24 protein-coding genes are annotated in these 25134 nt (G+C 69.7%); 14 read left to right on the forward strand and 10 right to left on the reverse strand.

What is annotated here, in order from left to right; all coding sequences use genetic code 11:
* Window positions 1–102: 102 nt before the first annotated feature.
* Window positions 103–1053: a hypothetical protein gene (locus ACTMTI_RS23305; protein ID WP_441122598.1), complete on the reverse strand. Its 951-nt coding sequence runs from the start codon at window positions 1051–1053 to the stop codon at window positions 103–105.
* On the reverse strand, window positions 1050–1724 hold the full coding sequence (locus ACTMTI_RS23310) for a hypothetical protein (protein ID WP_441122599.1): 675 nt from the start codon (window positions 1722–1724) through the stop codon (window positions 1050–1052). Before ACTMTI_RS23310 ends, ACTMTI_RS23305 begins: the two co-directional genes overlap by 4 nt.
* A gap of 275 nt (window positions 1725–1999) precedes the next feature.
* Between ACTMTI_RS23310 and ACTMTI_RS23315 the strand changes: the two genes are divergently transcribed.
* Window positions 2000–3184, forward strand: coding sequence for an MFS transporter (locus ACTMTI_RS23315; RefSeq protein WP_441122600.1), 1185 nt, complete (start codon window positions 2000–2002; stop codon window positions 3182–3184).
* A 127-nt stretch (window positions 3185–3311) separates the two neighbouring features.
* Here the strand turns inward: ACTMTI_RS23315 and ACTMTI_RS23320 are convergent, their stop codons facing one another.
* A complete protein-coding gene (locus ACTMTI_RS23320) occupies window positions 3312–5174 on the reverse strand; it encodes an ABC transporter ATP-binding protein (protein ID WP_441122601.1) in 1863 nt (620 codons plus the stop codon).
* A 274-nt stretch (window positions 5175–5448) separates the two neighbouring features.
* Between ACTMTI_RS23320 and ACTMTI_RS23325 the strand changes: the two genes are divergently transcribed.
* The gene (locus tag ACTMTI_RS23325; RefSeq protein WP_441122602.1) at window positions 5449–6615 is read left to right on the forward strand and encodes a hypothetical protein; all 1167 of its coding nucleotides are present in this window, start codon (window positions 5449–5451) and stop codon (window positions 6613–6615) included.
* A 111-nt stretch (window positions 6616–6726) separates the two neighbouring features.
* Complete coding sequence (locus ACTMTI_RS23330; RefSeq protein WP_441122603.1) at window positions 6727–7248, forward strand: snapalysin family zinc-dependent metalloprotease; 522 nt, start codon at window positions 6727–6729, stop codon at window positions 7246–7248.
* Between the two features lie 47 nt (window positions 7249–7295).
* Here the strand turns inward: ACTMTI_RS23330 and ACTMTI_RS23335 are convergent, their stop codons facing one another.
* The gene (locus tag ACTMTI_RS23335) at window positions 7296–8360 is read right to left on the reverse strand and encodes a PQQ-dependent sugar dehydrogenase (RefSeq protein WP_441122604.1); all 1065 of its coding nucleotides are present in this window, start codon (window positions 8358–8360) and stop codon (window positions 7296–7298) included.
* A gap of 195 nt (window positions 8361–8555) precedes the next feature.
* Here ACTMTI_RS23335 and ACTMTI_RS23340 point away from each other — a divergent pair, with 195 nt between their 5' ends.
* A complete protein-coding gene (locus tag ACTMTI_RS23340) occupies window positions 8556–9551 on the forward strand; it encodes a pectate lyase family protein (protein WP_441122605.1) in 996 nt (331 codons plus the stop codon).
* A gap of 142 nt (window positions 9552–9693) precedes the next feature.
* Here ACTMTI_RS23340 and ACTMTI_RS23345 read toward each other — a convergent pair whose 3' ends face one another.
* Window positions 9694–10575: a hypothetical protein gene (locus ACTMTI_RS23345; protein ID WP_441122606.1), complete on the reverse strand. Its 882-nt coding sequence runs from the start codon at window positions 10573–10575 to the stop codon at window positions 9694–9696.
* Window position 10576: 1 nt separating this feature from the next.
* The gene (locus tag ACTMTI_RS23350) at window positions 10577–11077 is read right to left on the reverse strand and encodes a SigE family RNA polymerase sigma factor (RefSeq protein ID WP_441122607.1); all 501 of its coding nucleotides are present in this window, start codon (window positions 11075–11077) and stop codon (window positions 10577–10579) included.
* 521 nt (window positions 11078–11598) lie between these two features.
* Between ACTMTI_RS23350 and ACTMTI_RS23355 the strand changes: the two genes are divergently transcribed.
* Genes ACTMTI_RS23355 through ACTMTI_RS23370 form a run of 4 tightly spaced genes read left to right on the forward strand, consistent with a single transcriptional unit; the run spans window position 11599 to window position 17192 of the window.
* The gene (locus tag ACTMTI_RS23355) at window positions 11599–12576 is read left to right on the forward strand and encodes an ABC transporter permease (RefSeq protein WP_441122608.1); all 978 of its coding nucleotides are present in this window, start codon (window positions 11599–11601) and stop codon (window positions 12574–12576) included.
* A gap of 1 nt (window position 12577) precedes the next feature.
* Window positions 12578–13417 carry an ABC transporter permease gene (locus ACTMTI_RS23360; protein WP_441122609.1) on the forward strand — a complete coding sequence of 280 codons (840 nt, stop codon included), beginning with the start codon at window positions 12578–12580 and terminating at the stop codon, window positions 13415–13417.
* Window positions 13414–15483 (forward strand): ABC transporter ATP-binding protein, encoded by a 2070-nt coding sequence (locus ACTMTI_RS23365; protein WP_441122610.1) that lies wholly within the window; start codon window positions 13414–13416, stop codon window positions 15481–15483. The genes ACTMTI_RS23360 and ACTMTI_RS23365 overlap by 4 nt, the downstream gene beginning before the upstream one ends.
* Entirely contained in the window at window positions 15480–17192 is a 1713-nt protein-coding gene (locus ACTMTI_RS23370; RefSeq protein WP_441122611.1) for an ABC transporter family substrate-binding protein, read from the forward strand. The genes ACTMTI_RS23365 and ACTMTI_RS23370 overlap by 4 nt, the downstream gene beginning before the upstream one ends.
* 121 nt (window positions 17193–17313) lie before the next feature.
* On the opposite strand, the gene ACTMTI_RS23375 is transcribed toward ACTMTI_RS23370, so the two are convergent.
* The 3 genes from ACTMTI_RS23375 to ACTMTI_RS23385 form a co-directional block, all read right to left on the reverse strand.
* Entirely contained in the window at window positions 17314–17730 is a 417-nt protein-coding gene (locus ACTMTI_RS23375) for a peptidase inhibitor family I36 protein (protein ID WP_441122612.1), read from the reverse strand.
* A 75-nt stretch (window positions 17731–17805) separates the two neighbouring features.
* Window positions 17806–18558, reverse strand: a complete 753-nt coding sequence (locus tag ACTMTI_RS23380; RefSeq protein ID WP_441122613.1) for an SDR family NAD(P)-dependent oxidoreductase — start codon at window positions 18556–18558, stop codon at window positions 17806–17808.
* 76 nt (window positions 18559–18634) lie between these two features.
* The gene (locus ACTMTI_RS23385; protein ID WP_441122614.1) at window positions 18635–18757 is read right to left on the reverse strand and encodes a hypothetical protein; all 123 of its coding nucleotides are present in this window, start codon (window positions 18755–18757) and stop codon (window positions 18635–18637) included.
* Between the two features lie 82 nt (window positions 18758–18839).
* Between ACTMTI_RS23385 and ACTMTI_RS23390 the strand changes: the two genes are divergently transcribed.
* From ACTMTI_RS23390 to ACTMTI_RS23415, 6 genes are read left to right on the forward strand one after another with little or no spacing between them, the layout of a single operon-like run.
* Window positions 18840–19556 carry a FadR/GntR family transcriptional regulator gene (locus tag ACTMTI_RS23390; RefSeq protein WP_441122615.1) on the forward strand — a complete coding sequence of 239 codons (717 nt, stop codon included), beginning with the start codon at window positions 18840–18842 and terminating at the stop codon, window positions 19554–19556.
* 10 nt (window positions 19557–19566) lie between these two features.
* Window positions 19567–20331, forward strand: a complete 765-nt coding sequence (locus ACTMTI_RS23395; protein WP_441122616.1) for an enoyl-CoA hydratase/isomerase family protein — start codon at window positions 19567–19569, stop codon at window positions 20329–20331.
* Entirely contained in the window at window positions 20331–21521 is a 1191-nt protein-coding gene (locus tag ACTMTI_RS23400; RefSeq protein WP_441122617.1) for a CaiB/BaiF CoA transferase family protein, read from the forward strand. Before ACTMTI_RS23395 ends, ACTMTI_RS23400 begins: the two co-directional genes overlap by 1 nt.
* Entirely contained in the window at window positions 21509–22531 is a 1023-nt protein-coding gene (locus tag ACTMTI_RS23405; RefSeq protein ID WP_441122618.1) for a hypothetical protein, read from the forward strand. The genes ACTMTI_RS23400 and ACTMTI_RS23405 overlap by 13 nt, the downstream gene beginning before the upstream one ends.
* Entirely contained in the window at window positions 22528–23226 is a 699-nt protein-coding gene (locus ACTMTI_RS23410; protein ID WP_441122619.1) for an SDR family NAD(P)-dependent oxidoreductase, read from the forward strand. Before ACTMTI_RS23405 ends, ACTMTI_RS23410 begins: the two co-directional genes overlap by 4 nt.
* On the forward strand, window positions 23223–24269 hold the full coding sequence (locus ACTMTI_RS23415; RefSeq protein ID WP_441122620.1) for an aldose 1-epimerase family protein: 1047 nt from the start codon (window positions 23223–23225) through the stop codon (window positions 24267–24269). Before ACTMTI_RS23410 ends, ACTMTI_RS23415 begins: the two co-directional genes overlap by 4 nt.
* On the opposite strand, the gene ACTMTI_RS23420 is transcribed toward ACTMTI_RS23415, so the two are convergent.
* On the reverse strand, window positions 24262–25092 hold the full coding sequence (locus tag ACTMTI_RS23420) for an amidohydrolase family protein (RefSeq protein ID WP_441122621.1): 831 nt from the start codon (window positions 25090–25092) through the stop codon (window positions 24262–24264). The genes ACTMTI_RS23415 and ACTMTI_RS23420 overlap by 8 nt on opposite strands.
* Window positions 25093–25134: the final 42 nt, after the last annotated feature.

The following is a 25134-nucleotide window of genomic DNA, read 5'->3' on the forward strand; positions in this document are numbered from 1 at the left end:
TTCTCCGGGTCCATCCGGTTCCTCCCTGCCGTAGCCGGGATCGACCGTAGCATCCGCCGGGCCCGGTGGCGCCGGCGTCGCGACTCCAGCTCTACGAGCCGGTCAGGGACCCAGCTCCAGGCGGATCGCGGCCGACTCGCGAAGCATGATCACCACACCCTTGCCGCGGACCCAGTCGTCGCCGATCAGGAAGTAGCGGCCGCCGGTGTGCAGCAACAGGCGCAGGCCGCTGTATCGATACGTGTAGGCGTCCTTGTCCGTGGAGCCGGGCAAGGTCGACTCCGCGCCCACCGCCAGGTTCAGCCGCCGCGTGCTGTACACGGTCACGCTCATCTGCTCGCCGGCGGTGAGCTTCATGGCCAGGGCGACGCCGTGGACGTGGGCGTAGTTGCCCGTGCCCCAGAACAGCATCGCGCACGCGATGACCGCGACGAACGTGTACAGCAGTGGCATACCGGTGCGCGGCGTGGCGCCGGGCAGGGTGTTGCGCAGGTGCGTGCCGTAAAGGGTGAGCAGGAGCCCGGCGCCGATGCTCAACGGCAGCGCGACGTACGCGAACTCGACCAGGGCGGCGACGAAGCCGAGCGCCCAGATCACCGCCGGGCACCACAGCCAGGCCACGGCCAGCGCCCGTAGCGCGTATCTGACCAGGCGGTCCGACTTTCCGTCGGTCCTGACGCGCGGGGCGAGGAGGTGGTCGAGCTGGAGCCAGAGCAGCCCGCTGACGCCGACGATCAGCACGAGGACCAGGACGGGGCCGACGCTGCGCAGCACGTAGTCGTTGGGCGACAGCGCGAGCACGCTCTGGTCGATGCCGAGTTCGTCGGCCTGCCACTCGCTGCGCTCCCAGCCGAAGTACACCAGCAGCGCGGTGAGGACGGTGACGTTGGCCAGCACGCCCAGCACCCAGCGCAGGACCGGATGCCCGGTGGAGCCCTCCTCGCCGGTGGCGTCCCCCTCGCCGGTGGCGATGAGATCGTCGGGCGGCGGAAGCTCGTCGTGCCGCGTCTCGGCGGGCTTTCTGCGGATGCCGGCGGTCGGCTCGCCGGTCATGGGCTGACCCCACCCTCGGCCGCCCCACCGCTCGCGCCGGCGGAATCCTCGCCGTCACCGGCGCTCGGCGTCTCGGCGGGATCCGGACTGGGCGTCTGCACCGGGGCAGGACTCTCCCCCGGATCAGGAGTCTCCACCGGGTCGGGCGTCTCAACGGGGTCCGGCGTCTCCTCAGGGCCTGACGTAGGAGGCGGAGCCGGCGGGCAGCTTCCGAAGGCCGACTTCGGCCGCTGCCTGATGACACTGGCCATCGCCCGGTACAGCTCGCAGGTCAACCACGTGTCCGAGCCTTGCCACGTCACCTTGGCGAACTCGGACCGGGCCGCCGCCAGATCCTTTCGGCACAGGTGCACCGCCGCCTGGAAGAGAGGTTTGTACGCGGGCGCCTCCAACGGCTGGTTGCCGTCGAGGGCTTCCTGAGCGCCGGAGCAGTCTCCCTCCATCAGCGCGTCGTAGGTCCGGCCCTCGGTGAGGTCCACCCTCGTATCGCCTTCGGGCAGGGAGAAGTGGTATTTGGTCTTCTGTTTCCCGGTGCCGGGCACCCGCTTCGACGTGGTCTCCCCGGGCTCCTCGGAAACCTCCGCCGCGCTGGGCCCCTCGAGGGCGCCGCTGCCACACGCGCCCGCGGCAAGGCATGCGGCGAGGGCGAAGGCGAACGTCCAGGTCTTCATGGCTTCCGAAGCTAGGCGGCCGAGCCCGGACGGTCGTGAGTATCCCCTTACTCAATTGGCAGCGAACCGCGCCCTCGACGGGTCACGCAGAGACCCCGGACGACCCGCCGATCGGTGCTGTAGGGCACCGCGGTCTCCAGGTGATCGTCTTGGACGGGGCTTCTGCTGCTCGCAAACGGGCCGGCCGGGCAGGAGACGCCCGAGAAGGGTCTTCCCCGCCACCGCGGCAAAACCCTTTGAGACCAGTGCTGTGATGCGAGAGGATCAGCAGCCGGATGACCCTCTTTCGTAACCGTGATTTCAATATCTTCCTGTCCGTGCAGGCGCTGTCGGTGGCCGGCGACTCGTTCTCGACGCTCGCCATCCCGCTGCTGATCCTGCACGCGACCGGCTCCGTCGTGCAGATGGGCGTCCTCACCGGTCTGTCCGGTGCCGCGTCACTCGTGGCAGGGGTGTTCGCCGGATACCTCGCCGATCGCCTGGACCGTCGCCGCCTGCTCATCGGCTGCGACCTCACCCGCGCCGCGCTCTACGGCGCCATCCCGATCGTCTGGATCTCCGGCCCGCAGATCTGGCTGCTGTACGTGATCGTCCCCCTGGGCGCCGCCCTCGGCATGTTGTTCCAGGTCACCTACGTCACGGTTGTGCCCAGCCTGGTCGAACCCGGTCAGATCACCCAGGCCAACGGCCGCCTGTACGCCATCTACGCCGCGGGCAGCATCGGTGGTCCCGCACTGGTCGGGGTGATCTCCAAGGCGTACGGCCCGGTGGTCGCGATCGGCATAGACGCCGTGACCTTCGTGGTGTCCGCGCTCGGCATCCTGCTGATCCGGCTACGCCCGGCCACAGTGCCAGAAGACCGGGGCGGCCTGCTCGAAGGTGCCAGGTTCCTGTGGCGGCAGCCGGTGCTGCGTTCACTGACGATCCTGCTGACCTTTTTCATCTTCCTGACCGCAGGGGTGGACGACATCGTCATCTACCACCTCAAGCACGACCTCGCCCAGAATGACGACGCCATCGGCCTGGTCCTGGCGTGCGCGGCCGTCGGCACCATCCTGGGCGCCCCGCTGATCGCCCGCATCCGCAAGGCGATCGGATTCGGTTACACCTGGGTGACCGCCACCACGTTGTCCGGCCTGGCGATGGGCTGTATCGGGCTGGCCACCGGCGTGCCTTCGATCGCCGTCCTCATGGCGCTGTTCGTGTTCGGTACGGCCGTCGCCGGAATCTGCTCCCAGTCCTTCCGCCAAGAGGTCACCCCCAGCCATCTCCTGGGCAGGGTCACCGCCGCCTTCTGGACCATCCACTACGCACTGGGCCCCGCCGGCGCCGCCCTGCTCACCCTCGGCGCCTCCCAACTCGGCGTCGCCACCATGGCGGTCATCGCCGGAGCGGGCTGCGTCCTGGTCTCATTGTCCGGCCTCCTCACCCCGATCCGCCGCCCCCTCCCGTCCGACTGAGGTGAGCCGGTCTCGACATGTTCCGACCCGTAGCCCCCGCGCGGAATTTCGCCGCGCCCGGGGCTCGGACAGTGCTCATGATTCACCTACAGTGCTCACGGAATCGCGGACCCTGCAGGTGCGGGCGCTATCGGTATGCGCTCGCCTGGAGGGTGTAGAGCTCGGCGTAGAGGCCGGCGAGCGACATCAGCGTGTCGTGGTCGCCCTGCTCGGTCACCTTGCCGTGGTCGAGGACATAGATGCGGTCGGCGTAGCGGACACTGGCCAGGCGGTGGGTGATGAGCAGCACCGTGCGGCCGTCGGCGTGGCTGCGGATGCGTTCGAACAACGCGTGTTCGGCGCGGGCGTCGAGGGCGGCGGTGGGTTCGTCGCAGATGAGCAGGTCGGCGTCGCGGTGGAAGCCGCGGGCCACGGCGATGCGCTGCCATTGGCCGCCGGACAACTCGTGGCCGTCCTTGAAGCGGCGGTCCAGCAGGGTGCGGTAGCCGTGCGGCAGGCCGGCGATGACCTCGTCCGCCCCGGCCACCGCCGCCGCCGAGTGCAGGACGGGCTCGCCTTTGTCGGTGCCCATGGTGATGTTGTAGCGGGCGGTGAGCGGCCAGCGGGTGTGGTCCTGGGCGATGACGGCGGTGCGCAGGCGCAGCTCTTCGGGGCTGACCTGGGTGAGGTCGGTGTCGTCCCAGAACACGGTGCCGGTGTCGGGTTCGTACAGGCCGGAGAGGATCTTGGCGAGGGTGGTCTTGCCCGAGCCGTTCTCGCCGACGAACGCGATGACCTCCCCTTGCTTGATCTCGACGGAGACCCCGCGCAGGGCGGGCTCCTCGGCACCCGGGTAGGTGAAGGTCACGTCCTGGGCCACGATGCGCTGGAAGCGAGCGGGGACGGCGGCCGGGCGGGGAGAGATGAGGCGGCGTTCGGCGTCGGCGCAGAACTCCAGGAAGTCGGTGAAGTAGAGGCCCTGTTCGTAGAGGCGGTTGGTGGCGTACATCAGGCTGCTCAGCGAGCCCTGGCCCGATCTGATGGCGAGGACCGCGGTGCCGGCCACGGCGAGGGCGATGGCGCCCATCGCCAGGAGCACGCCGAGGGCGACGTAGACCAGGGCGGTGCCGAGGCCGCCCAGCGCCTCGCCGACGAGCCTGGCGAACGTCTGGCGCCTGGCCAGCTTGAGCATGACGTCCTGCTCGGCCTTGGCGACCGCGTCGTACATGCGCAGCAGGAAGCCGCGCATCGTGAAGGAGCGGACCTCGGCCGCCGGCTCGCGGTCGGCGAGCAGCTCGCCGATGATCCACTTGCGGCGGCGGGCCGGGATGAGGCCGTACATCGTCGCGTACCGCATGCGCGCGCTGCGGACCGCCGCCCACGCGTCGGGCAGCACCGCCAGCAGGAGCAGCGGCAGCAGCACCGGGTGCAGCACGCCCAGCACCCCGGCCACCGCGGCGATCCCGACGGCGGCCGTGACCACGTCCACGGCGGCGGACACCACCCAGTCGGCCGTGGCCACACCACGGCCCTTGGCGCGTTCGAGGGCGTCGTGGAACTCGGGGTCGTCGTAGGAGACCAGCTCCACGCGGCTGGTCAGGCCGTAGAGCCGCTCCTCCGACAGCCGCGCGATCTGCGGGGTGAGGCGCGACTCGGCCCAGCCCGCGCCGGCCTGCGTCACCGTGCCCACCACGGCGGCCACACCGACCATGGCCAGGCTGGGCAGCGCGGCGACCACCCGGTCGGGGGTCGGGCCGTCGCTGAAGAGAGCGGTGAGCACGCCGGTGGTGGCGAGCAGCCCGAACGCGGTGAACACCCCGCCGAGCAGGTTGAGCGCGATCGTGGCCAGGGTGTCGCGCGGGCTGGCCGCCCAGGCCATGCGCATCGCATGGTTGATGAGCGAGGGCAGTCGTCTGGCGATGGTCAGGAAGCCGGCTTCGGCCACCTTGTCGCTGTGGGCATACCACTCAGGGAGGGAGATCTCGCCGAGTTCTAGAGGCTCATCTGGCATACCGAGAGTGTGCCCGTGAGCACCGACAGTTTCTCCGCCACAGGGTTCACCGGTATCGATGTAAATTTCACGGGTGTTTGACGAGCCGATTTGAACGTTGCAATACTCCCGTCCGAATCAGCCACCGTTTCCTGCATGATTAACCGATTCGCCATTTACGCATGCCCATATTTTCACCGGTCAAAGGCTTGATATGCAGTGAATCGTTTCACTCGATGGCGGACGGCGTACGGATTCGGGATCCAGGTGGTCACCCCCACCACAGGAGCGACGAATGGGAACCAGCAAGGGAAGGCGCCGCATCGGCCTCGTGGCCCGGCTCACCGCGATGGCCCTCGCCGCCACCGCGCTGTCCGCGCCCGCCCCCGCCTCGGCCCGAAGCAGCGCGCTGGCCTGCGGCGACGGCTCGGCCAACGCCGAGGCGGTGCTGAGCGGCAGCACGTGGACCGCCCGCAACGGCAGCAGGACCGTCTACACCGGCACCAGCATGCTGTCGGCCATGCAGAGCGCGGTGAACAGCCTCACGGCCGGGCGCACCTCCAAGCAGCGGGTCGTCGTGCGGGGCTCGGGCTCGATGAGCGCCGGGTCGCGGCTGTCCCTGCCCAGCTACACGGTGCTGGACGTCTGCGGCACCGTCAACGTGACCGGCTCGGGATCGGGCGACCAGGCCGTCGTGTACGCCAGGGGCGTGACGGACGTCGAGGTCCGGCACCTGACCGTCACCGGCGCCCCGCTCTACGGCATCTTCGTGCGCAACGGCGTCAACATCACCCTCGGCCAGATCGACATGCGCCTGTCCCGCGGCCTGGGCATCCGCATCGACAACCACGGCGACCGCAGCGTACGCACCAGGAACGTCAGGATCGACAACGTCCACGTCTCCGGCACCAGCACCCATGGCGTCGAGACGTACGGCGTCGACGGCCTCACGGTGGGCACCGTCGTGGCCCGCGACACCGGCCACTCCGGGTTGCTGCTGAACGACACCATCAACGCCACGGTGAACACGGTGGACGCCCAGGGCGCCGGCACCGGCACCGGCTACGCCGCCTTCCGCATGGCCAACAGGAACGGCCGGATCGGCAGCGGCTACCCCACCAACATCCGGGTCGGCCAGGTCATCGCGCGCGGCGGCGGGCGCGGCGTCTTCTGCGTGTCCGAGAGCGGCGGCGCGGTCATCGACCGGGTGGACATCGCGCAGACCGGCAACAACGCCATCCTGATCGAGAACTGCCACAACGTGAACATCGCCGCCCAGAGCGGCAGCGTGACCGGCCCCGGCGACATCCGGATCGCGGCCCGCTCGGAGTTCCCCAACACCTCGGACATCATCATCCAGAACCTGAGGGTGACGAACTCCGCCATCACGGAGAGCCCGTGCGGGGTCAACACCACGTTCAGGAACAACACCCTCGTCAACAGCAGGCAGAGCATCTGCTGATCGGCGAGGAGGCGGGGTCCATATCACCGCGATAGGGGCAATCTGACACGTCTCCGGGACGAGGGGGTGCGCATACCGTTGCAGCACCCCCCAACCCCCCGGAGGAGCACCGTGCCAAGACCTCTTCGTCTCGCGCTCTCCCTCGTCCTCACCCTCGCCTTCCTCCTGGTCACCGCCCCCGCCCAGGCCACCGCCCTGGTCACGGTGCTCAGGTACGACGCCTCCAGGGCGGCCGAGTTCACAGGGGCGGTGAACCAGGCGGCGCAGATCTGGAACTCCAGCGTCACCAACGTCCGGCTCGTCCAAGGCACGCCCGCGCACTTCGTGGTGTACGCCGACGACGGATGGCCCCGCGCCCTGCCCAGGAGCCTCGGCCGTGGCACGATCTGGATCGGCCGGCAGGCCACCGCCCAGGGATACGACCAGGTCCGCATCTCCACCCACGAGATCGGCCACATCCTGGGCCTGCCCGACCGGCGCACCGGCCGCTGCTCCGATCTGATGTCGGGGTCGAGCGCCGGCGTGGCCTGCACCAACCCGTACCCGAACGCGGCCGAGCGCGCCGAGGTCGACCGCAACTTCGCCGGCGGCACCCCGCAGGTGGAGTTCGACCGGCTCCACGTGGACCGCTGACCCCGCGCCCGCCTGCGGCGGATGCCGCCGCAGGCGGGCCGGACGCCTCAGCCGGCCGGTGGGATGCGGATGATGCGGTCGTCCGCCGCCACCGGGGTGCCACGCCCGTCGCGGTTGCTCGTCGTCACCCACAGCCAGCCGTCCGGCCCCACCGCGACCGCGCGCAGCCGCCCGTAGGCGCCCCGCAGCTCGGCGACCGGGGTCCCGGCCCCGCCGCCGGTCAGGGGCACAGTCCACAGCCGGGTGCCGCGCAGAGCGGCGGTGAACAGGGTGTCGTTGGCGTACGCGAGCCCGCTCGGCGACGCCTCGGCCGTCGACCAGGTGACGATCGGGTCGCGGAAGGACGGGTTGCCGCAGACGCCCTCGCACGTCGGCCAGCCGTAGTTGCCGCCCGCGACGATCTGGTTGATCTCGTCCCGGGCGTTCTGCCCCAGCTCGGCGGCGTACAGCCGGCCCTGCGCGTCCCAGGCCAGGCCCTGCACGTTGCGGTGCCCGTAGCTGTAGACCCGGGAGCCGGCGAACGGGTTGCCCGGCGGGATGCCGCCGTCGGGCGTCATGCGCAGGATCTTCCCCGCCGGGGTGCCGAGGTTCTGCGCGTTGGCGGTGTTGGCGGCGTCGCCGGTGGCGACGTACAGCAGGCCGTCGGGGCCGAAGGCGATGCGGCCGCCGTTGTGGATGGTGGACTTGGGAACGCCGGAGAAGACGACGTTCTGGGTCTGCGGCGCGCTCAGCCGGAACCGTACGAGCCGGTTGTCGCTGCTGCTGGTGAAGTAGGCGTACACCCATTGGTCCTGGGCGTACGTCGGAGAGACGGCGATGCCGAGCAGGCCGCCCTCGCCCGAGGCGGCGACGCCGTTGACGGTGGCCACCTGGACCGGTGCCTGCCCGGGGCGTACCCGGAGGATCCTGGCGGTGCCGCGCTCGGAGACCAGCGCGCTGCCGTCGGGCAGGAAGGCCAGCCCCCACGGCACCCGCAGGCCGGTCGTGGCCACCTGTGCGCGGGAGTAGTCGAAGCCGCCGATCGCCTGGGCGGCGGAGGGGCTCGTGACGACGAGCGCCGCAGCGGCTAATAAGAGGATCATGATCAGGGACGGTGTCGTTCGCACGCGCATGGCGGGCTCCTTGACAGAAATGTCGAGATCATCGTCAATGGCACCTTACGCCGGGTCCGCCCATTAGCGCGAACGGCCGATGAAAGTTTCACAGCGGCTTTACCAGTTGTGAAGGAGTGCAGATAATACAGCCAGGAAAGCGCTTTCCTGTCCTTTTGCTGGAGGCACCTGCGAAGCGGAGAAACCATGCCCTTGATGTCCTTACGCACCCCGCGGTGGACGGCCGCGCTCGTCGCGGCGGCCGTCCTCGTCATCCCGCCGATCGGCGCCGGCCCGGTCAACGCCACCGCCGCGACCACGGCGATGGCGGACGCGCCCACCGGGTTCGCCGCCGTCAACGCCATCGGCCAGAACGGCACCACGGGCGGCGCCGGCGGGCGCACGGTCACCGCGACCAACGCCGAGCAGTTCCTGGAGTACATCGACAGCCTCGAAACCCTGATCATCCGGGTCTCGGGCACGATCTCGATCACCAGCAAGCAGGGGGTGCGGCCCAACAAGACCATCGTCGGCGTCGGCACGTCAGGGCACATCACCGGTGGCGGCCTGGACTTCTACCGGTCGTACAACGTGATCGTGCGCAACCTCCGCTTCACCAACGCCGAGGACGACGCCGTCAACATCGGGCAGAACTCCCACCACATCTGGATCGACCACAACAGCTTCTCCGGCGCGGTGGACGGCTCGGTGGACATCGTGCGCGGCGCGGACTACGTGACCGTCTCGTGGAACCACTTCGACCACGCCGACAAATCCATGCTGATCAGCCACTCCGACGGCGCCGCCGGCACGGACGTCGGCCACCTCAAGGTGACCATCCACCACAATTTCTTCGACCACAGCCGCCAGCGGCATCCGCGCATCAGGTTCGGCGAGCCGGTGCACATCTACAACAACTACTACCTGGGCAACGACTTGTACGGCGTGGCCTCCACCGAGAACGCCGGCGCCGTCGTCGAGGGCAACTACTTCGAGAACGTGCCGCACCCGCTCTACTCGCGCAGCGGGTACGCCGACAGCGGCCCGGGCCGGGCCGTGCAGCGCAACAACATCTTCGTGAACTCCGGCGCCCCGGAGACCGCCGGCTCCGTCGTCGAGCCGAGCACCTACTACAGCTACACGGTCGATCCGCCGCAGGGCGTCCCGTCAGCGGTCCGCGCCGGCGCGGGCTTCGGCAAGATCACCCCCTGAGCGCTTCCAGCAGGCGGTCTGCCCCGGCGGCCGGCCGGGGCAGACCGGCCACCGGACCCGGTCGTGCCGCGGCTGCGTGACATCGGCATCCGGCATTGGGACCCTGATCGCTGATCAGCCCATCACCGCATCGAGCGCCGGGTCAGCCGCTCCCCCGGCCCAGTGGGCCGAACGCCACGTCCTTCTCCTGCCCCACGACCTGGCCCTGCTGGCCGTACGCGGTCACCGTGACCGGCGGAGAGTCCAAGATCGTGATCGGCTCGCCCGCCGCGTCCTCGCCACCTTCGGGATGCGGGACGGACCTCCCCGGCACCCGGGCGATGAAGAAGCCGTTGGCCATCCGCGCGTCGGTACGCCGCCCGTCCGCCCAGTCGATCTCGACCCGCCGCACGCCGGCGGCGACCCGGCCGACGACGATCCGGTAGACGTCGTCCTTCTGGATCCGGTTCGGCCCGACCGCGTACGAATGCATGTGCGAGGTGTAGGCATCCACCTGGAAGTCGCCCGGGAAACCGGCGAGGTCCCCCGGAGCCTTGAACCCCCAGTAGGTGAAAACCGCTCGCTCCGCGAAATCCTTTTGTGTGGTCGGCGTGCACAGGACGAAGCCGGAGTGGCTGCCGACCAGAGCGGTCGACCCGCCCTTGTCCCGGTACTCCACCAGCAGCCGGAAGTCCTTGACCGCACCGTGTTCGGGGAGGCGCCGGTTACCGTCCATGCTGTGGACGGGACCTCCGTTGGGCATGCACTCGCGCACGGCCTGCAACTGCTCGGGGGTGTTGTCCGGCAGTCCCGCCACCTCCGCCGCGGCGTCCGGGCCCGGACCGCCGGAGGGGACCACGATCACGGCCGCGATCACCGATGCGGCCGCGGCGAGCCCGGCGAGCCCGGCGAGCGACCACGACAGGCGCCGGCGCCGCAGCGAGCCGGTCCGCGCCTGCCTGGCGTAGGCGAGCGCGTCGACGGGCCTGGCCTCGTCCGCCATCAGCCTCAGTTCCTTGGAGATGCGCTCTTCGTCGATGGTCATCTCAGGCCTCCAGGGTGACGGTCTCGCCGACCAGCTCGCGCAGCCGGGCGACGGCTTGATGGGTCTGGCTGCGCACGGTCCCCACCGAGCAGCCCATGATCTTGGCGACCTCGGACTCCGACAAGTCCTCGTAGTAACGCAGCACCAGGACCGCCCTTTTGCGCGCCGGCAGCACCCGCAGCGCTTGGGCCAGGGTGATGCGCGTATCGACCTCGCGGGTCCGGTCATCCGCGGCCCGGTCAGGGGGCGTCTGGACCACGCGTTCGCGATCCCAGCGCGGACTTCGCCAGCGGCCGACCTGTTCGTGGTACATGACCCGGCGCACATACGCCTCCGGATTGTCGCGGATTCGCCGCCAGTGTCCGGCGGTCTTGGCCAGCGCCGTCTGGAGCAGGTCCTCGGCGGCGTGCTGATCGTTGGTCAGGACGTAGGCGAGCCTGATCAGGCTGTCGGAGCGGGTGGCGACGAACTCGGTGAAATCTCGCTGCTGGTCGGGGTGCAAAGGCTCTCCTCGGGTCTCTTCCCCTTAGATGGAGGCCGGCCCGTGAATCTATGGCGCCGCGACAGCCGCGGCGACCTCGGAGAGCGTTGCCACGTGGCGTCCGCACGGCAGGACGCGCGCGTGGCGTCCTGGGGGCGTACGGTGAGCGGGGCCGCGCAGAAGCAGACCTGACTGCTCACATTCGCACGAACCGGAACATGATGCGGATCACTTTCCGCAAACGTCAATAAATGTCCGGATTCTGTGACAGAACCGCTTGTCACAGCGGCGTCCGACCACCCCAAGAGGCTGCGTTTCCGCTGTTCAGAGCCCTGTATTGGACGAGCCGAACGGCCCTCACCCGGCTATTACGAGTGATCTGACTGTTATGTGGAGTCGTTTCCGACCGTTACATATTTGCATATATTCTGCGCCTTGATCGCCATCTCAACGTCAAAAGTTTTCGCGTCGTGAGACGGCTTTTGCGGGGTGCGCCTCTCCCAAGCTGAGGCGCCACCCCGGGCAAGCGCGAACGGAGAGTAATGGGCAAGTACCTGCTTCGCAGGTTGGCAATAAATGTGATCTTGGTTGCGGTCGCAGCCAGCCTCGCGTATATGCTCGCCGCCACCACCATGAACCCGCGAGCCGCGTACCAGGCCCGTCAGCCCCCCATCGCTGAATCGGTCATCGACGCCACGCTCGACGCCTACAACCTGAACGACAAGACCCCGGTGCTCCAGCGCTATGCGACCTGGGCGAAGGGCGTCGTCACGGGGGACTTCGGCAAGACCTGGAACGGTGGCTCGGTCAACGACGAGATGGGCCGCCGGGTCATGGTCAGCCTCCGACTGCTGCTCATCGGCACACTGCTGGGCTTCGCCCTCGGGGTGGCGTTAGGCGCGTTCTCGGCGGTGAGGCAGTACAAGATCAGCGACCGCTTCATCGGCGTCAGCTCCTTTGTGATCATGGCGATCCCGGTGTTCGTGCTGGCCACGGTGCTGGCCATCGCGACGTACAACGTGAACAGGGGGCTGGGGTTCACCCTGATCGAGTACACCGGCGAGTACAACCCGAAGCTGTCGGGCTGGGACCAGTTCGTCAACCGGCTGAACCACCTGATCCTGCCGACCATCTCGCTCAGCCTCGGCTCGACCGCCTTCTACAGCCGCATCCAGCGCAACATGATGCTCGACGTGCTCGGCCAGGACTTCGTCCGCACGGCCATGGCCAAGGGCCTGCGCCGCAGGACCGCGCTCACCAAGCACGCGCTGCGCACCGCGCTGATCCCGTCCGCCACGTACTTCGCCTTCGCGTTCGGAACGATGTTCACCGGGGCCATCTTCACCGAGAAGATCTTCGCCTGGCACGGCATGGGCGCCTGGCTGATCGACGCGATCAACGCCAACGACGTCAACTCCGTCGCCGCGGTGACCCTCTTCACCGCCGTATGCGTCCTTGCGGCCGCGTACCTGTCCGACCTCCTGGTCGCGGCCCTCGATCCTCGGGTGCGGGTGAGCTGAGATGCGCTCGAAAGTCGTCCTCAGGCGCCTGTTCCGCAACAAGCAGGCCCGATACGGCATCACCGCCCTGCTCCTGCTGGTCCTCCTGGCGTACGTCGGGCCGTACTTCGGCTCCTACGACTGGACCGACAAGGACTTCCTGGCCTTCATGTCGTCCCCCGACGCCGACCACTGGTGGGGCACCACCGCCATCGGCCAGGACATGTACGCCGTCACGCTCCGCGGCATGCAGAAGTCGATCATCATCGGCCTGCTGGTGGCGATCATCGCGACCGGCCTCGCCGCGATCGTCGGGGCGTTCGCCGGATATTTCGGCGGCTGGGTGGACAAGGTGCTCATGTGGGGCGTGGACCTGCTGCTCGTCCTCCCCAGCTTCCTGATCCTCGCGATCATCTCGCCGAGGTTGAAGGGCGGCTCCTGGCTCTGGTTCGTGGTGCTGCTCGCCGCGTTCACCTGGATGATCACCTCCAGGGTGGTCCGCAGCATGACGCTCTCACTCCGCGAGCGGGAGTACGTCCAGGCCGCCGTCTACATGGGCATCCCCCGCTGGAAGATCATCTTCCGGCACATCGTCCCCAACCTGTCCTCCTTGCTGATCATCGACGCCACGCTCAACGTCAGTGGCGCGATCATCGGCGAGGCGGCGCTGTCCTTCTTCGGGTTCGGCATCCAGCCGCCCGACGTCTCGCTCGGCACGCTGATCGCGGAGGGCTCGCGCAACGCCACCGGCTACCCGTGGCTGTTCGTCTTCCCGGCCGGCCTGCTGGTGGCCCTGGTGCTCGCCGTGAACCTGATCGGCGACGGCCTGCGTGACGCACTCGACCCGGGGAGCAACTCGTGAGCATCTTGGAGGTCAGGGACCTCACCGTCACCTTCCCCGGCGGCATCGAGGCCGTGCGCGGCGTCAGCTACGAGGTCGAGCGCGGCGAGGTGCTCGGCATCGTCGGCGAGTCCGGCTCCGGCAAGTCCGTCACCTCGCTCGCCGTCATGGGCCTGCTGCCGCGCAACGCCCAGGTCAGCGGCTCGGTCAAGCTGCACGGCCGCGAGCTGGTCGGCATGGACGAGAACGAGCTGATCAAGGAGCGCGGCAAGTCGATCAGCATGATCTTCCAGGATCCGCTGTCGGCGTTCACGCCGGTCTACACGATCGGCGACCAGATCGCCGAGGCGGTGCGCGTCCACCAGAAGATGGGCAAGGACAAGGCCGCCAAGCGCGCCGTCGAACTGCTCGACCTGGTCGGCATCCCCAACCCGAACCTGCGGGCCAAGGCGTTCCCGCACGAGTTCTCCGGTGGCATGCGCCAGCGCGCGATGATCGCCATGGCCGTCGCCAACGATCCCGACCTGCTGATCTGCGACGAGCCGACCACCGCGCTCGACGTGACCATCCAGGCACAGGTGCTGGAGGTGCTCAAGACCGCGCAGCGGGAGACGGGCGCCGGCATCGTGATGATCACCCACGACCTGGGCGTCATCGCAGGCATGGCGGACCGGGTGCTGGTCATGTACGCCGGCCGGCCGGTCGAGCAGGGTCCCGTGGACGACATCTACTACCGGCCGCGGATGCCGTACACGATGGGGCTGCTCGCCTCGATCCCCAGGGTCGACGGCGAGGAGGGGCCGCTGGTGCCCATCGAGGGCAACCCGCCCTCGCCGTCGGCGCTGCCGCCCGGGTGCCCGTTCGCGCCGCGCTGCCCGATGAAGGTCGACATGTGCGACGACGAGGAGCCGCCGCTGACCCCGTTCGGCGGCGGGCGCCACGTGGCCTGCATCCGCTCGCACGAGATCGAGCACAAGGGCCTGACCGGGACGGACGTGTTCCCTGTGCCGGTCATCCCGCCGAGCGACGTGGTACGCGTGCCGCGCGCCGAGCGCGCCACGGTGCTCGAGCTCGACAACATGATCAGGTACTACCCGCTGATGAAGGGCGCCGTCTTCAAGCGCCGCGTCGGCACCGTTCACGCGGTCGACGGCATCAGCTTGGACATCGCGGAAGGCGAGACGCTGGCTCTGGTCGGCGAGTCCGGCTGCGGCAAGACCACCACGCTGCAGCAGATCATGCAGCTGGCGCCGCCACAGGGCGGCCGGATCGTGGTGCTCGGCAAGGACAGCGCCAAGATCGACAAATCGGCCCGCAAGGCGCTCCGGCGCGACCTGCAGATCGTCTTCCAGGACCCGATGGCCGCGCTCGACCCGCGCATGCCCATCGGCGACATCATCGCCGAGCCGCTGCGCGCGCACGGCAGGAAGGACGTGCGCGCCCGGGTCGCCGAGTTGCTGGAGCTGGTCGGGCTGTCGCCCGAGCACGCCGAGCGCTACCCGCAGCAGTTCTCCGGCGGCCAGCGCCAGCGCATCGGCATCGCCCGCGCGCTCGCGCTGGAGCCGAAGCTGCTGGTGCTGGACGAGCCGGTGTCGGCGCTCGACGTCTCCATCCAGGCGGGTGTGATCAACCTGCTGGAGGAGCTGAAGAACCGGCTGGGCCTGTCGTACCTGTTCGTGGCCCACGACCTGGCCGTGGTCAGGCATCTCGCCGACCGCGTGGCCGTCATGTACCTGGGCAGGATCGCCGAGATCGGGACCGTCGAGAACGTCTACGACCGTCCCGCGCACCCGTACACGCAGGCGCTGCTGTCGGCGATCCCGCTGCCCGATCCCGAGATGGAGCGCACCCGCGTGCGGATCCTGCTCGAAGGCGACCTGCCCAGTCCGGCGGACCCGCCGTCTGGCTGCAGATTCCGCACCCGCTGCCCGAAGTTCGCCCTGCTCAGTGAGGCGGAGCGGCGGCGGTGTGTGGACGAGGAACCCTCGGTTGCCCGGCTCGCGAACGCCGTGGACCACGGCGCCGCCTGCCATTACGCGGAGGAGATCGAGGTCATCACGGCCTCGGAAAATCAGGAGGAAGAGTGAAGGTTCGATACCGTGCGGCGGCAGGACTCGCTGTCCTGGCGATGGCCGTGGCAGCCTGCGGCGGTGGCGGCAGCGAGGCCAAGAAGCCGAGCGCCGAGAATTCGCAGCAGGCCCAGCAGCAGATGGCGGAGACCCCGGCCATCAGCATCAACCCCGTCCCTTACGAGCAGGTCAAGGACGGCGGCACGCTGACGCTCACGGTCGGCCAGTGGCCGAGCCAGTGGAACGGCTACCACGTCGACGGCAACCAGGCGGACACGGCCGAGATGCTCGACGTGTTCATGCCTCAGCTGCTGATGGCGGACGCGGAGGCCAACTTCACGCCGAACAAGGACTACGTGACCGACGTCAAGAACGACATGTCGTCGGGCAAGCAGGTCGTCACTTACACGCTCAACGACAAGGCCACGTGGTCGGACGGCACGCCGATCACGTGGAAGGACCTCGAGGTCGCGTGGAAGACCAACAGCGGCAAGAACAAGGCGTACAAGCCGGCCTCCACGGACGGCTGGGACAAGATCGAGTCGGTCGAGAAGGGCGACTCGGACAAGGTCGCCGTCATCACCTTCGCCAAGCCGTACCGGGACTGGCAGGCCATGTTCAACCGGACCACCTCGCACCTCATGGCGGCCAAGTACGTCGAGACGCCCGAGCAGTTCGACAAGGGGTACCTGCAGAAGCTCCCCGCCACCGCGGGCCCCTTCAAGGTGGAGAAGCTCGACGAGGGCACCAAGACGCTCACGCTCGTGCGTGACGACAAGTGGTGGGGCAGGAAGCCCAAGCTCGACAAGATCATCTTCCGGGCGATCGAGTCGCCGGCCGCGCAGGTGAACGCCTTCGCCAACGGCGAGATCGACGCCGTGGAGATCCCGTCGGGCTCCCCGGCCGAGCTGAAGCGGGCCAAGGAGGTCCCCGGCGCGGAGATCCGCAAGGCGCTCAGCCCGAACTGGCGGCACATCAACGTCAACAACCAGAGCGAGTTCCTGAAGGACAAGTCGGTCCGGCAGGCCGTCCAGTACGCGATCAACCGTGACGTGATCACGCAGTCCGACCTCAAGGACATGGACTGGCCGATCCAGACGCTCGGCAACCACGTCTTCATGAACAACCACAAGGGCTACGTCGACAACTCCGGCGACCTCGGCAAGTACAACCTGGAGAAGGCCAAGCAGCTCCTGGACGCGGCCGGCTGGAAGCAGGAGGGCGAGTACCGCAAGAAGGACGGCAAGGAGTTCGCGCTGAGCTTCGTCATCCCGACGGGCACGCCGGTCTCGCAGACGGAGGGTGAGCTCACCCAGGCCATGCTCAAGGAGGCCGGGATCAAGGTCACGATCCGCCCCGTCCCTGTCGACAAGTTCTTCAACGACTACATCATCAAGGGCGACTTCGACCTGGTGCCGTTCTCGTGGATCGGCAACCCGCTGCCGATCGGCAACCTGAAGCAGATCTACTACACCGGCTCGGAGAGCAACTTCCCGAAGGGCAGCGACCCGGCCGTCGACGCGGCCATCCAGGCCGCGGTGGACGAGATGGACCCGGCCAAGGCCATCGAGAAGGCCAACGCCGCGGACAAGCTGGTCTGGGACATGGTGCACACCATCCCGCTGTACCAGCGTCCTGACATCTACGGTGTCAAGAAGACGCTCGCCAACTTCGGCTCTCGCGGCTACGCGTTCTACGACTTCACCCAGATCGGCTTCACCGGCTGATCTCCGCGTAGGTGACCGAAACCCCCGGCCGGAACACCGGCCGGGGGTTTCGTCGTCAACGGGGGGTCTGCGACGGATCGCCGCAGAGGCCGGCCGCTTCCTGAAGGCACTCAGGCCCTGATCAGCCGTGCGAGTCGGCCGACGAGCTCTTGAACGTGGAGAAACAGGACGGGCCGTTCGGGCCACCGATGCGGACCGAGTCGAAGAAGTCGCGGAACGAGATGTAGAAGTTGCCCTTGTCGCGGGGGCGGGTCACCGCCGTGCAACCGCCGTAATCCGCTTCCGAGTAGAGGTGGATGTAGGAGTCCGTACGGTTCCAGTCGGACTTGGCGCGGTCGGCCATGCCCAGGACGGCGAGGTCCGGGGTGTCGTTCTGGATCTCGATGATGTCTCCCGTGCCGTCGAGACCGGAGAACATGCAGTAGTAGCCGTCGCGGCAGCGGTCGTAGCCGTCGGCGGCCTGGGCGGGAGCGCTCATCAGTGTGGTCAGCGCGGCGGCCGCTATGGGTAACGCCAGCATGTGAAGCTTCTTGCCCAAGATTCCTCCATTGGCGAAACTTTCTTTCGACCGACGATACATGGCGCGATCTTGCCGGGAAAGGGGGTGAGCCGCTTACGGCATCCACTTGCCGCCGGCGACGTCGATCGTGAGGCCGGTGAGCCAGGAAGAGGCGTCGGAGGCGAGGAAGGCCGTCACGTTGGCCACGTCGAGCGGCGTGCCGAGCCGTCCCAGCGGGTGCTCGGCCAGCATGCGCTCCTTGAACTCCGCAGGCATCCGCTCCTCCAGCCGGTCCGTCATGATCGTCGAGGGGGCGACGGTGTTGACGCGGATGCCGGCCGGGCCGAGCTCGTGCGCCAGTTGCCTGGTCAGCGCGATGATTCCGGCCTTGGCGGCGGTGTAGGCCACGGAGGCGGGCGTCGGGGTGCGGGCGGCCAGCGACGACATCGTGATGATCGAACCGCCGCGGCGCTCCCTCATGCCCGGCAGAAAGCTCTTGATCACCAGAAACGTCGAGGTCAGGTTGGCCTGCACGGTGGCGTGCCAGTCCTCCTCGCTCATCTGGTCGATCGGCCGCGGCCTGCCGGTCCCGCCGCCCGCGAAGATCGCCAGCAGGTCGACGGGGCCCAGCCGCCGCTCGATCTCCTCGCGCATCGCCTCGACGGCGGCGAAGTTCGTGGCGTCGGCGGCCACGCCGATCGTCGCGCCGCCGACGGCCTTCACGACGGCCTCGACGGCGCCCGGGTCGCGGCCGTTGACGACGACCTTCATGCCCTGCCCGGCCAGCACCCTGGCGGTCTCCCTGCCGATGCCCCCGGAACCACCAGTGATCAGCGCTACCTTGCCCTGCAGATCCGGATACATCATCGCCGCCTGCGCCCCTTCGAGAGTCGATCTCCGTCTCCGATGGCTCCACCTTGCCTGAGGCGAGGGGCTCAGGGCGTCAGGCGCGAGGCTCGATCCGGACTACGTCCTCAGGAGTACGGCATGGGCACTCGGCGTACAGCTTCGCGAGCACCTCGACCAGCGTCGCCGAGGTGTGGATCAGTCCCAGCGCCCTCGTCATGAACCACACTTCATCGGATGAAATCTCAGCTTCATCTGATGAAACACTATGAAATATCAGACTCGCGCGCTAGCGTGCGATCGTGGCAATCGATCCTCAGCGGGACGCCGCCCGGCACGTCCAGGTGGTCCAGGCCCTCGGCGCCCGCATCGTCGGCGGCTCGCTCGCTCCCGGCACCTCCATCCCCATCGAGGAGGACCTCGTCGGCGAGCTGGGCGTGGGCCGTTCGGCCGTACGGGAGGGCGTCAAGGTCCTGGCCGGCAAGGGCCTGCTGGAGACCAGGAGGAGCGCGGGCACCATCGTGCGCCCCCGCGAATCCTGGAACCTGCTCGACGCCGACGTGCTGAGCTGGCGCTTCGAGCCGGAGCCGCGGCCCGGCGACATCCGGGTGCTGGCCGACCTGCGGGTCGCGCTGGAGCCCGGGGCGGCCAGGGTGGCGGCCGAGCGGGCGGACGCCGCCGCGGTGCGCCGCGTCGACGAGGCCCTGGCCGCGCTGTACGCCACCGCCGACGACCCCGAACCGTTCATCGAGGCCGACCTGGCCTTCCACAAGGCGGTGTTCGCCGCGGCGGACAACGACCTGCTCCTCTACATCTACGACATGATCAGCATCGCCCTGCGGTCCGTGCGTCAGGTGCACACCCGCTCGGTGGCGCACAACAAGGAAACGCTGCCCGGCCACGAGCGCGTGGCACTGGCGATCAGGCGCCGTCACCACCGCAAGGCCGAGGAGGCCATGCGCGAGGTGGTCGAGGTCGCCCGCGCCGACGCCGAGCAGCACATCCGCCTCTGCTGCTAGGAGCCATCACTTGGACGTCCTGCTCGACGTCGACGGCCCGGTGGCCGTCGTGACACTCAACAGACCCGCCAAGCTCAACGCCATCACCCCCGGCATGGCCGCCGCGCTGCGCGCCTGCCTGGACCGGATCGACGACGACCCCGCCATCCGGGTGGCCGTGCTCACGGGCGCGGGTGAGCGCTCGTTCTGCGTGGGCAGCGACATCCGGGAGCTCGACGAGTACGCCACGCCGTGGGAGTTCCGCAACCGCGGCGACTACGGCGACGCGGTCCGCGCGCTGCGCAAGCCGATCGTCGCGGCGGTCAACGGCTACGCCTACGGCGGCGGCCTGGAGCTGGCCATGGCCTGCGACATCCGGCTGGCCGCCGGCACGGCCACGTTCGCCGCGCCCGAGATCAAGCTCGGCTGGATCGGCGGCAGCGGCCAGTCGGCGTTGCTGGCCCATTCGGTCGGCCCGGGCAACGCGGCCACCATGCTGCTCACCGGCGACCCCATCGACGCCGACCGCGCGCGGCAATGGGGCCTGGTCACCGACGTGTTCCCCCAGGAGGAGCTCATGCCCGCCGCCCGGGAGCTGGCCGGCCGGATCGCCGCCCGGCCGCCGATCGCCGCGCAGACCGCCAAGGCCAACCTGAAGGCGGCCTACTCGATGCCGCTCGACCAGGCCATCCAGTACGAGCGCGACCTGCAGACCGTCTGCTTCGCCACCGCCGACGCCGCCGAGGGCAGGGCCGCGTTCGCCGCCCGGCGCGAGCCCGTCTTCGAGGGGCGTTGATGGGGGTCCTGGACGGCTACCGCGTGATCGACCTGTCCATCGCGATGGCCGGCCCGCTGGCCGCCATGCGGCTCGGCGACCTGGGCGCGGACGTGGTGAAGGTGGAGCCGGTGACCGGCGAGTGGCAGCGGCACGCCCCCGCGGGAGGCGCCACGGGCAACCAGGTGAACGCCTCGTTCCTGTCGCTCAACCGCAACAAGCGCAGCCTGGCGGTGAACCTCAAGTCCGACGAGGGCCGCGACATCGTGCACAGGCTCGCCGCGACGGCGGACGTGTTCCTGCAGAACTACCGTCCCGGCGTGGCCGAGCGGCTCGGCATGGACCACGCCACGATCAGCGGGCTCAACCCGCGCATCGTGTACGTCTCCATGTCCGGCTACGGCGAGACCGGCCCCTACCAGTCGCGCCCCGGCCAGGACCTGCTGCTGCAGGCCATGAGCGGCGCCATGCTCAGCACCGGCCGCGAGGGCGACCCGCCCGCGCCCGCGGGCACGTACGCCATCGACGCCATCACCGCCTACAGCGCCTTCGAGGGCGCGCTGGCCGCGCTGCTGCACCGCGAGCGCACCGGCGAGGGCCAGCGGGTGAGCGTCAACATGCTGGACGCGGCCATCGCCGTGCAGATGCAGGAGCTGTCGATCTTCACGGTGGGCAAGGTGCCGCAGCGGCGCGGGCGCGAGCCGCACGGCCACACCTACATCCGGGCGCCGTACGGCGTGTTCGCCACCAAGGACGGTTATCTCGCGCTCGGCATGCCCCGGCTGGACGCGCTGGCGGTCGCGCTCGACCTGCCCGAGCTGGCCGGCATGGACGGCGACGCCGACGGCCACACCAGGCGCGACGAGATCACCGCGATCGTGGCGCGCCGCCTGCCGGACCGCACCACGGCCGAGTGGCTGGACATCTGCGCCCGCCACGACCTGTGGGCGGGCCCCGTGTACGGCTACGCCGAACTGGTGGCCGACCCGCAGGTCCAGCACAACGGCTCGTTCGTCACCTACGAGCACCGCACCGAGGGCACGGTCACCACGCCCGGCTTCCCGTACGGCCTCAGCGCCGCCCCGCCATCGGTGCGCAGGGGCGCGCCGCTGGTCGGCGAGCACACGCGCGAGCTGCTCGGCGAGCTCGGCTACCCGGCCGAGCGGACCGCCGAGCTGGTGGCGAAGGGCGTGCTGGCATGCGCGGACTGACCTGGGACCACCCGCGCGGGTACGCCCCGCTCGACGAACTGACCAGGCTCGACCAGGCCGGGCGGAACCCCTACGGGGAGGTGCCGGAGCCGATCGAATGGGATCGGCAGCCGCTCGAGGGGTTCGAGTCGGAGCCGATCGCGAAGCTGTGCGAGACGTACGACGTGCTCGTGATCGATCACCCCGGGCTGGGCGCGGCCACGGACGCGCTGGTGCCGATGGAGGAGTTGTTAGAGCCGGACGAGATGAGCGGCCCGCGCTTCGTCGGCCGCACTTGTGAGAGCTACCGCCTGGACGGCCGCCAGTGGGCGCTGCCGCTCGACGCCGCCACGCAGGTCGCCGCCGCCCGCCCCGGGGTCATGGTGCCGGGGACGTGGCCGGAGGTGGCGGAGTTCGCGCGGGGCACGCGGATGGCGTTGTGCCTGGGCGGGCCGCACGCGTTCCTGATGTTCTGCGCGCTGTGCTCGGGCGACTTCCTCGACCCCGCAGAAGGGGCCCGGGCGCTGGAGCTCATGGCCGAGCTGCTGGCGCTGGCGGACCCGGAGGTATCGCTGCGCAACCCGATCGGCGTGCTCGACGCCCTGGCGGCCGGCGGGCCGGAGTTCTGCCCGCTGGTGTACGGCTACCTCACCTATCCGCTGTCCTTTTCGGACGCGCCCGCCTGGCCGGGCCGGGTGCCGGGGAGCGTGCTCGGCGGCACCGGGCTCGCCGTCTCCAGGCGGCGCATCGGCGCGGTCCGCGACGCCGTCCGCGCCCACCTGCGGCGTCTGGTGTCGGAGCCGGTCCAGACGAAGCTGTTCCCGGCCTCCGGCGGCCAGCCCGCGGCCCGCGCGGCCTGGGCCTCCGCCACCACGGTCAGCACCATGGAGGCCGCCTGGATCAGGCCGCGCTTCCCCGGCTACATCACCCTGCAGGACCGGTCCTCCGCGCTGATCCGCGAGGGGCTGCTCGCCCGCGTACCCGCCCGCGACCTGCTCGGGGACCTGCACAAGGAATGGAGGAGGCAATGACCACGGCGCTCGTCACAGGCGCCGCCGGCGCGCTCGGCAAGGCGATCGTCGGCCGCCTGACCGCCGACGGCCACCAGGTGGCGGCACTCGACCTCGAACCCGGCTCACTCGAAGGCGCCCTCAGCCTGAAGACCGACCTGCGCGACCCGGCCGCCATCGAGGCGGCGTTCGCGGAGACGGCCGCGCGGCTCGGCCCGGTCGGCATCCTCGTCAACAACGCGGCCATCTACCCCAGCCGGCCCTTCTTGGAGGTGCCGCTGGCCGAGTACGACGACGTGCACGCGGTCAACCAGCGTGCCTACTGGCTGGCCGCGCAGCACGCCGCCAGGCAGATGACCGGCGGCGGCGCGATCGTCAACATCGCCTCGATCACCATGCACGGCGGCTGGCCCGACCTGGCCGCCTACGTCGCCACCAAGGGCGCCGCGGCCGCGCTGACCAGGGCGCTGGCCCGCGAGCTCGGCCCCCGCGAGATCCGCGTCAACTGCGTCTCGCCGGGCGCGTTCCCCACGGCAGCCGAGGAGATCCATCCGGATCCGGAGGCGTACAACCGGTTCGTCCTGGAGCGGCAGTCGCTGCAGCGGCGCGGCACGCCGGAGGAACTGGCCGCCGTGGTGTCGTTCCTGTCCGGGCCGGACTCCTCGTTCGTCACGGGCCAGACCATCGAAGTCAACGGAGGGTGGGTGATGGCATGACGCCGGACCGCAGGCGGCTGGCCGAGCTGACGGGTGACCTGAGCGCGGCCGGCGGGGTGCGCCTGGTGACGCTCGGCGACGGCCTCGAGCGCGGCATCAGGACCCTGGAGTTCCGCACCGGGTCGGGGCTGGCCTTCGACGTGCTGGTCGACCGGTGTATGGACATCGGGCACGCCGAGCACTCCGGGCGCGCCTTCGGCTGGCGCTCCCCCACCGGCTTCCGCCATCCGGGGCTGCACGAGAACGCCGACGAGGACGGCCTGTCCTGGCTGCGCTCGTTCTCCGGCCTCATCGTCACGGCCGGGCTCGACCACACGCTCTTCGGCGGCGAGGTGCCCGCCGACGCCTACCGTTATCCGCCCCGCGACTCCGTGCGGCACGGCCTGCACGGCCGCACGGGCAACATCCCCGCCCGGCTGACCGGGTACGGCGAGCACTGGGACGGCGACCGCTGCGTCCTGTGGGCCGAGGGCGAGGTGCGGCAGGCCGCGGTGTTCGCGGAGAACCTGCGCCTGGTCCGCCGCGTCGAAGCGGACCTGGGCGGCAATGAGATCCGGCTGGTCGACACCGTCACGAACGCGGGGTTCGAGCCGACGCCGCACATGTACCTCTACCACATCAACCTGGGCTGGCCGCTGCTCGACGAGGGCGCCAGGTTCGAGGCCGACATCCGCGAGACCCTCTGGCAGAGCGACAGCGTGGCCGAGCAGAAGGCCGACCACATCACCTTCCCCGGGCCTGTGCCGGGATTCGTGGAGCAGGTGTACGAGCACGCGCTGGTCCCCGGGGACGACGGCCGGCACCGGGTGGCGGTGGTCAACGACCGGCTCGGCATGAAGGTCAGCGTGGAGTGGCCCGCGCAGGAGTTCCCGTACTTCTTCGAGTGGCTCAACCTGCGCTCGGGCAACTACGCGGTTGGGTTGGAGCCGTCCACCCACCACGTCTCCGGCGACGCGGCGGCCCGGCAGGACGGCAGCATGATCTGGCTCGGGCCGCTGGAGTCGCGGGTGTACCACACGACGTTCCGTGTCGCGGTCAGCTGATGCGGTAGGCGCGGCGGGCCGTGCCGGCGAAGACCTCGGCCCGCTCGCCTTCCGTCAGCTCCGCGCAGAGCTCTCCGGCTGCCGCGGCGACCCGCTCGTATTCGGCCGCGAGCAGGCAGACCGGCCAGTCGGAGCCGAACATCACCCGCTCGGGCCCGAACGCGTCCAGTACGGTCTCCGCGTACGGCCGCAGGTCGGCGACCTGCCACGCCGCCCAGTCGGCCTCGGTGACCATGCCGGACAGCTTGCAGTAGACGTTGGGGTGCGCGGCCAGCTCCCTGATCCGGCTCCGCCACGGCTCCTGCTCCCCGGAGGCGATCGGCGGCTTGGACAGGTGGTCGAGCACGAACGTCAGCTCCGGCATGGCCCGCACGGTGTCGATGGCGGCGGGCAGCTGGTGCGGCAGCGTGAGCAGGTCGTACGCCAGCCCGGCGGCGGCCACCGCGGCGAGCCCCCGTCGCACGTCGGGGCGGGTGAGCCAGTCCGGGTCGGGCTCGGACTGCACGCCGTGGCGCACGCCGACCAGTCCGCCGGGCAGCCCGGCGAGGGTGTCGGCGGCGTCGGGCGCGGTCAGGTCGATCCACCCGACGACGCCCGCGACCAGGTCGGAGCTCGCGGCCAGGGCCAGGAACTCCCGCGTCTCGTCCAGGTCGGACAGCACCTGCACGAGCACGGTGCGGGTCACCCCTGCCGCGGCGGCGGGCCCGGCGAGGTCGTCGAGGGTGAAGGTGCGGCGGATGGGCGCCATCGGTTCGGGGTCGAGCCAGGCGTGCGAGCGGGCGGCGAGGTCCCAGACGTGGTGGTGCGCGTCGATGCGGTCCATGAGTTATCGAGCTCCAGGGGGAGATCATTTGCCGACCCGAAA

It is taken from the genome of Nonomuraea sp. H19 (genome assembly GCF_052068215.1).
Classification (GTDB): Bacteria; Actinomycetota; Actinomycetes; order Streptosporangiales; family Streptosporangiaceae; genus Nonomuraea.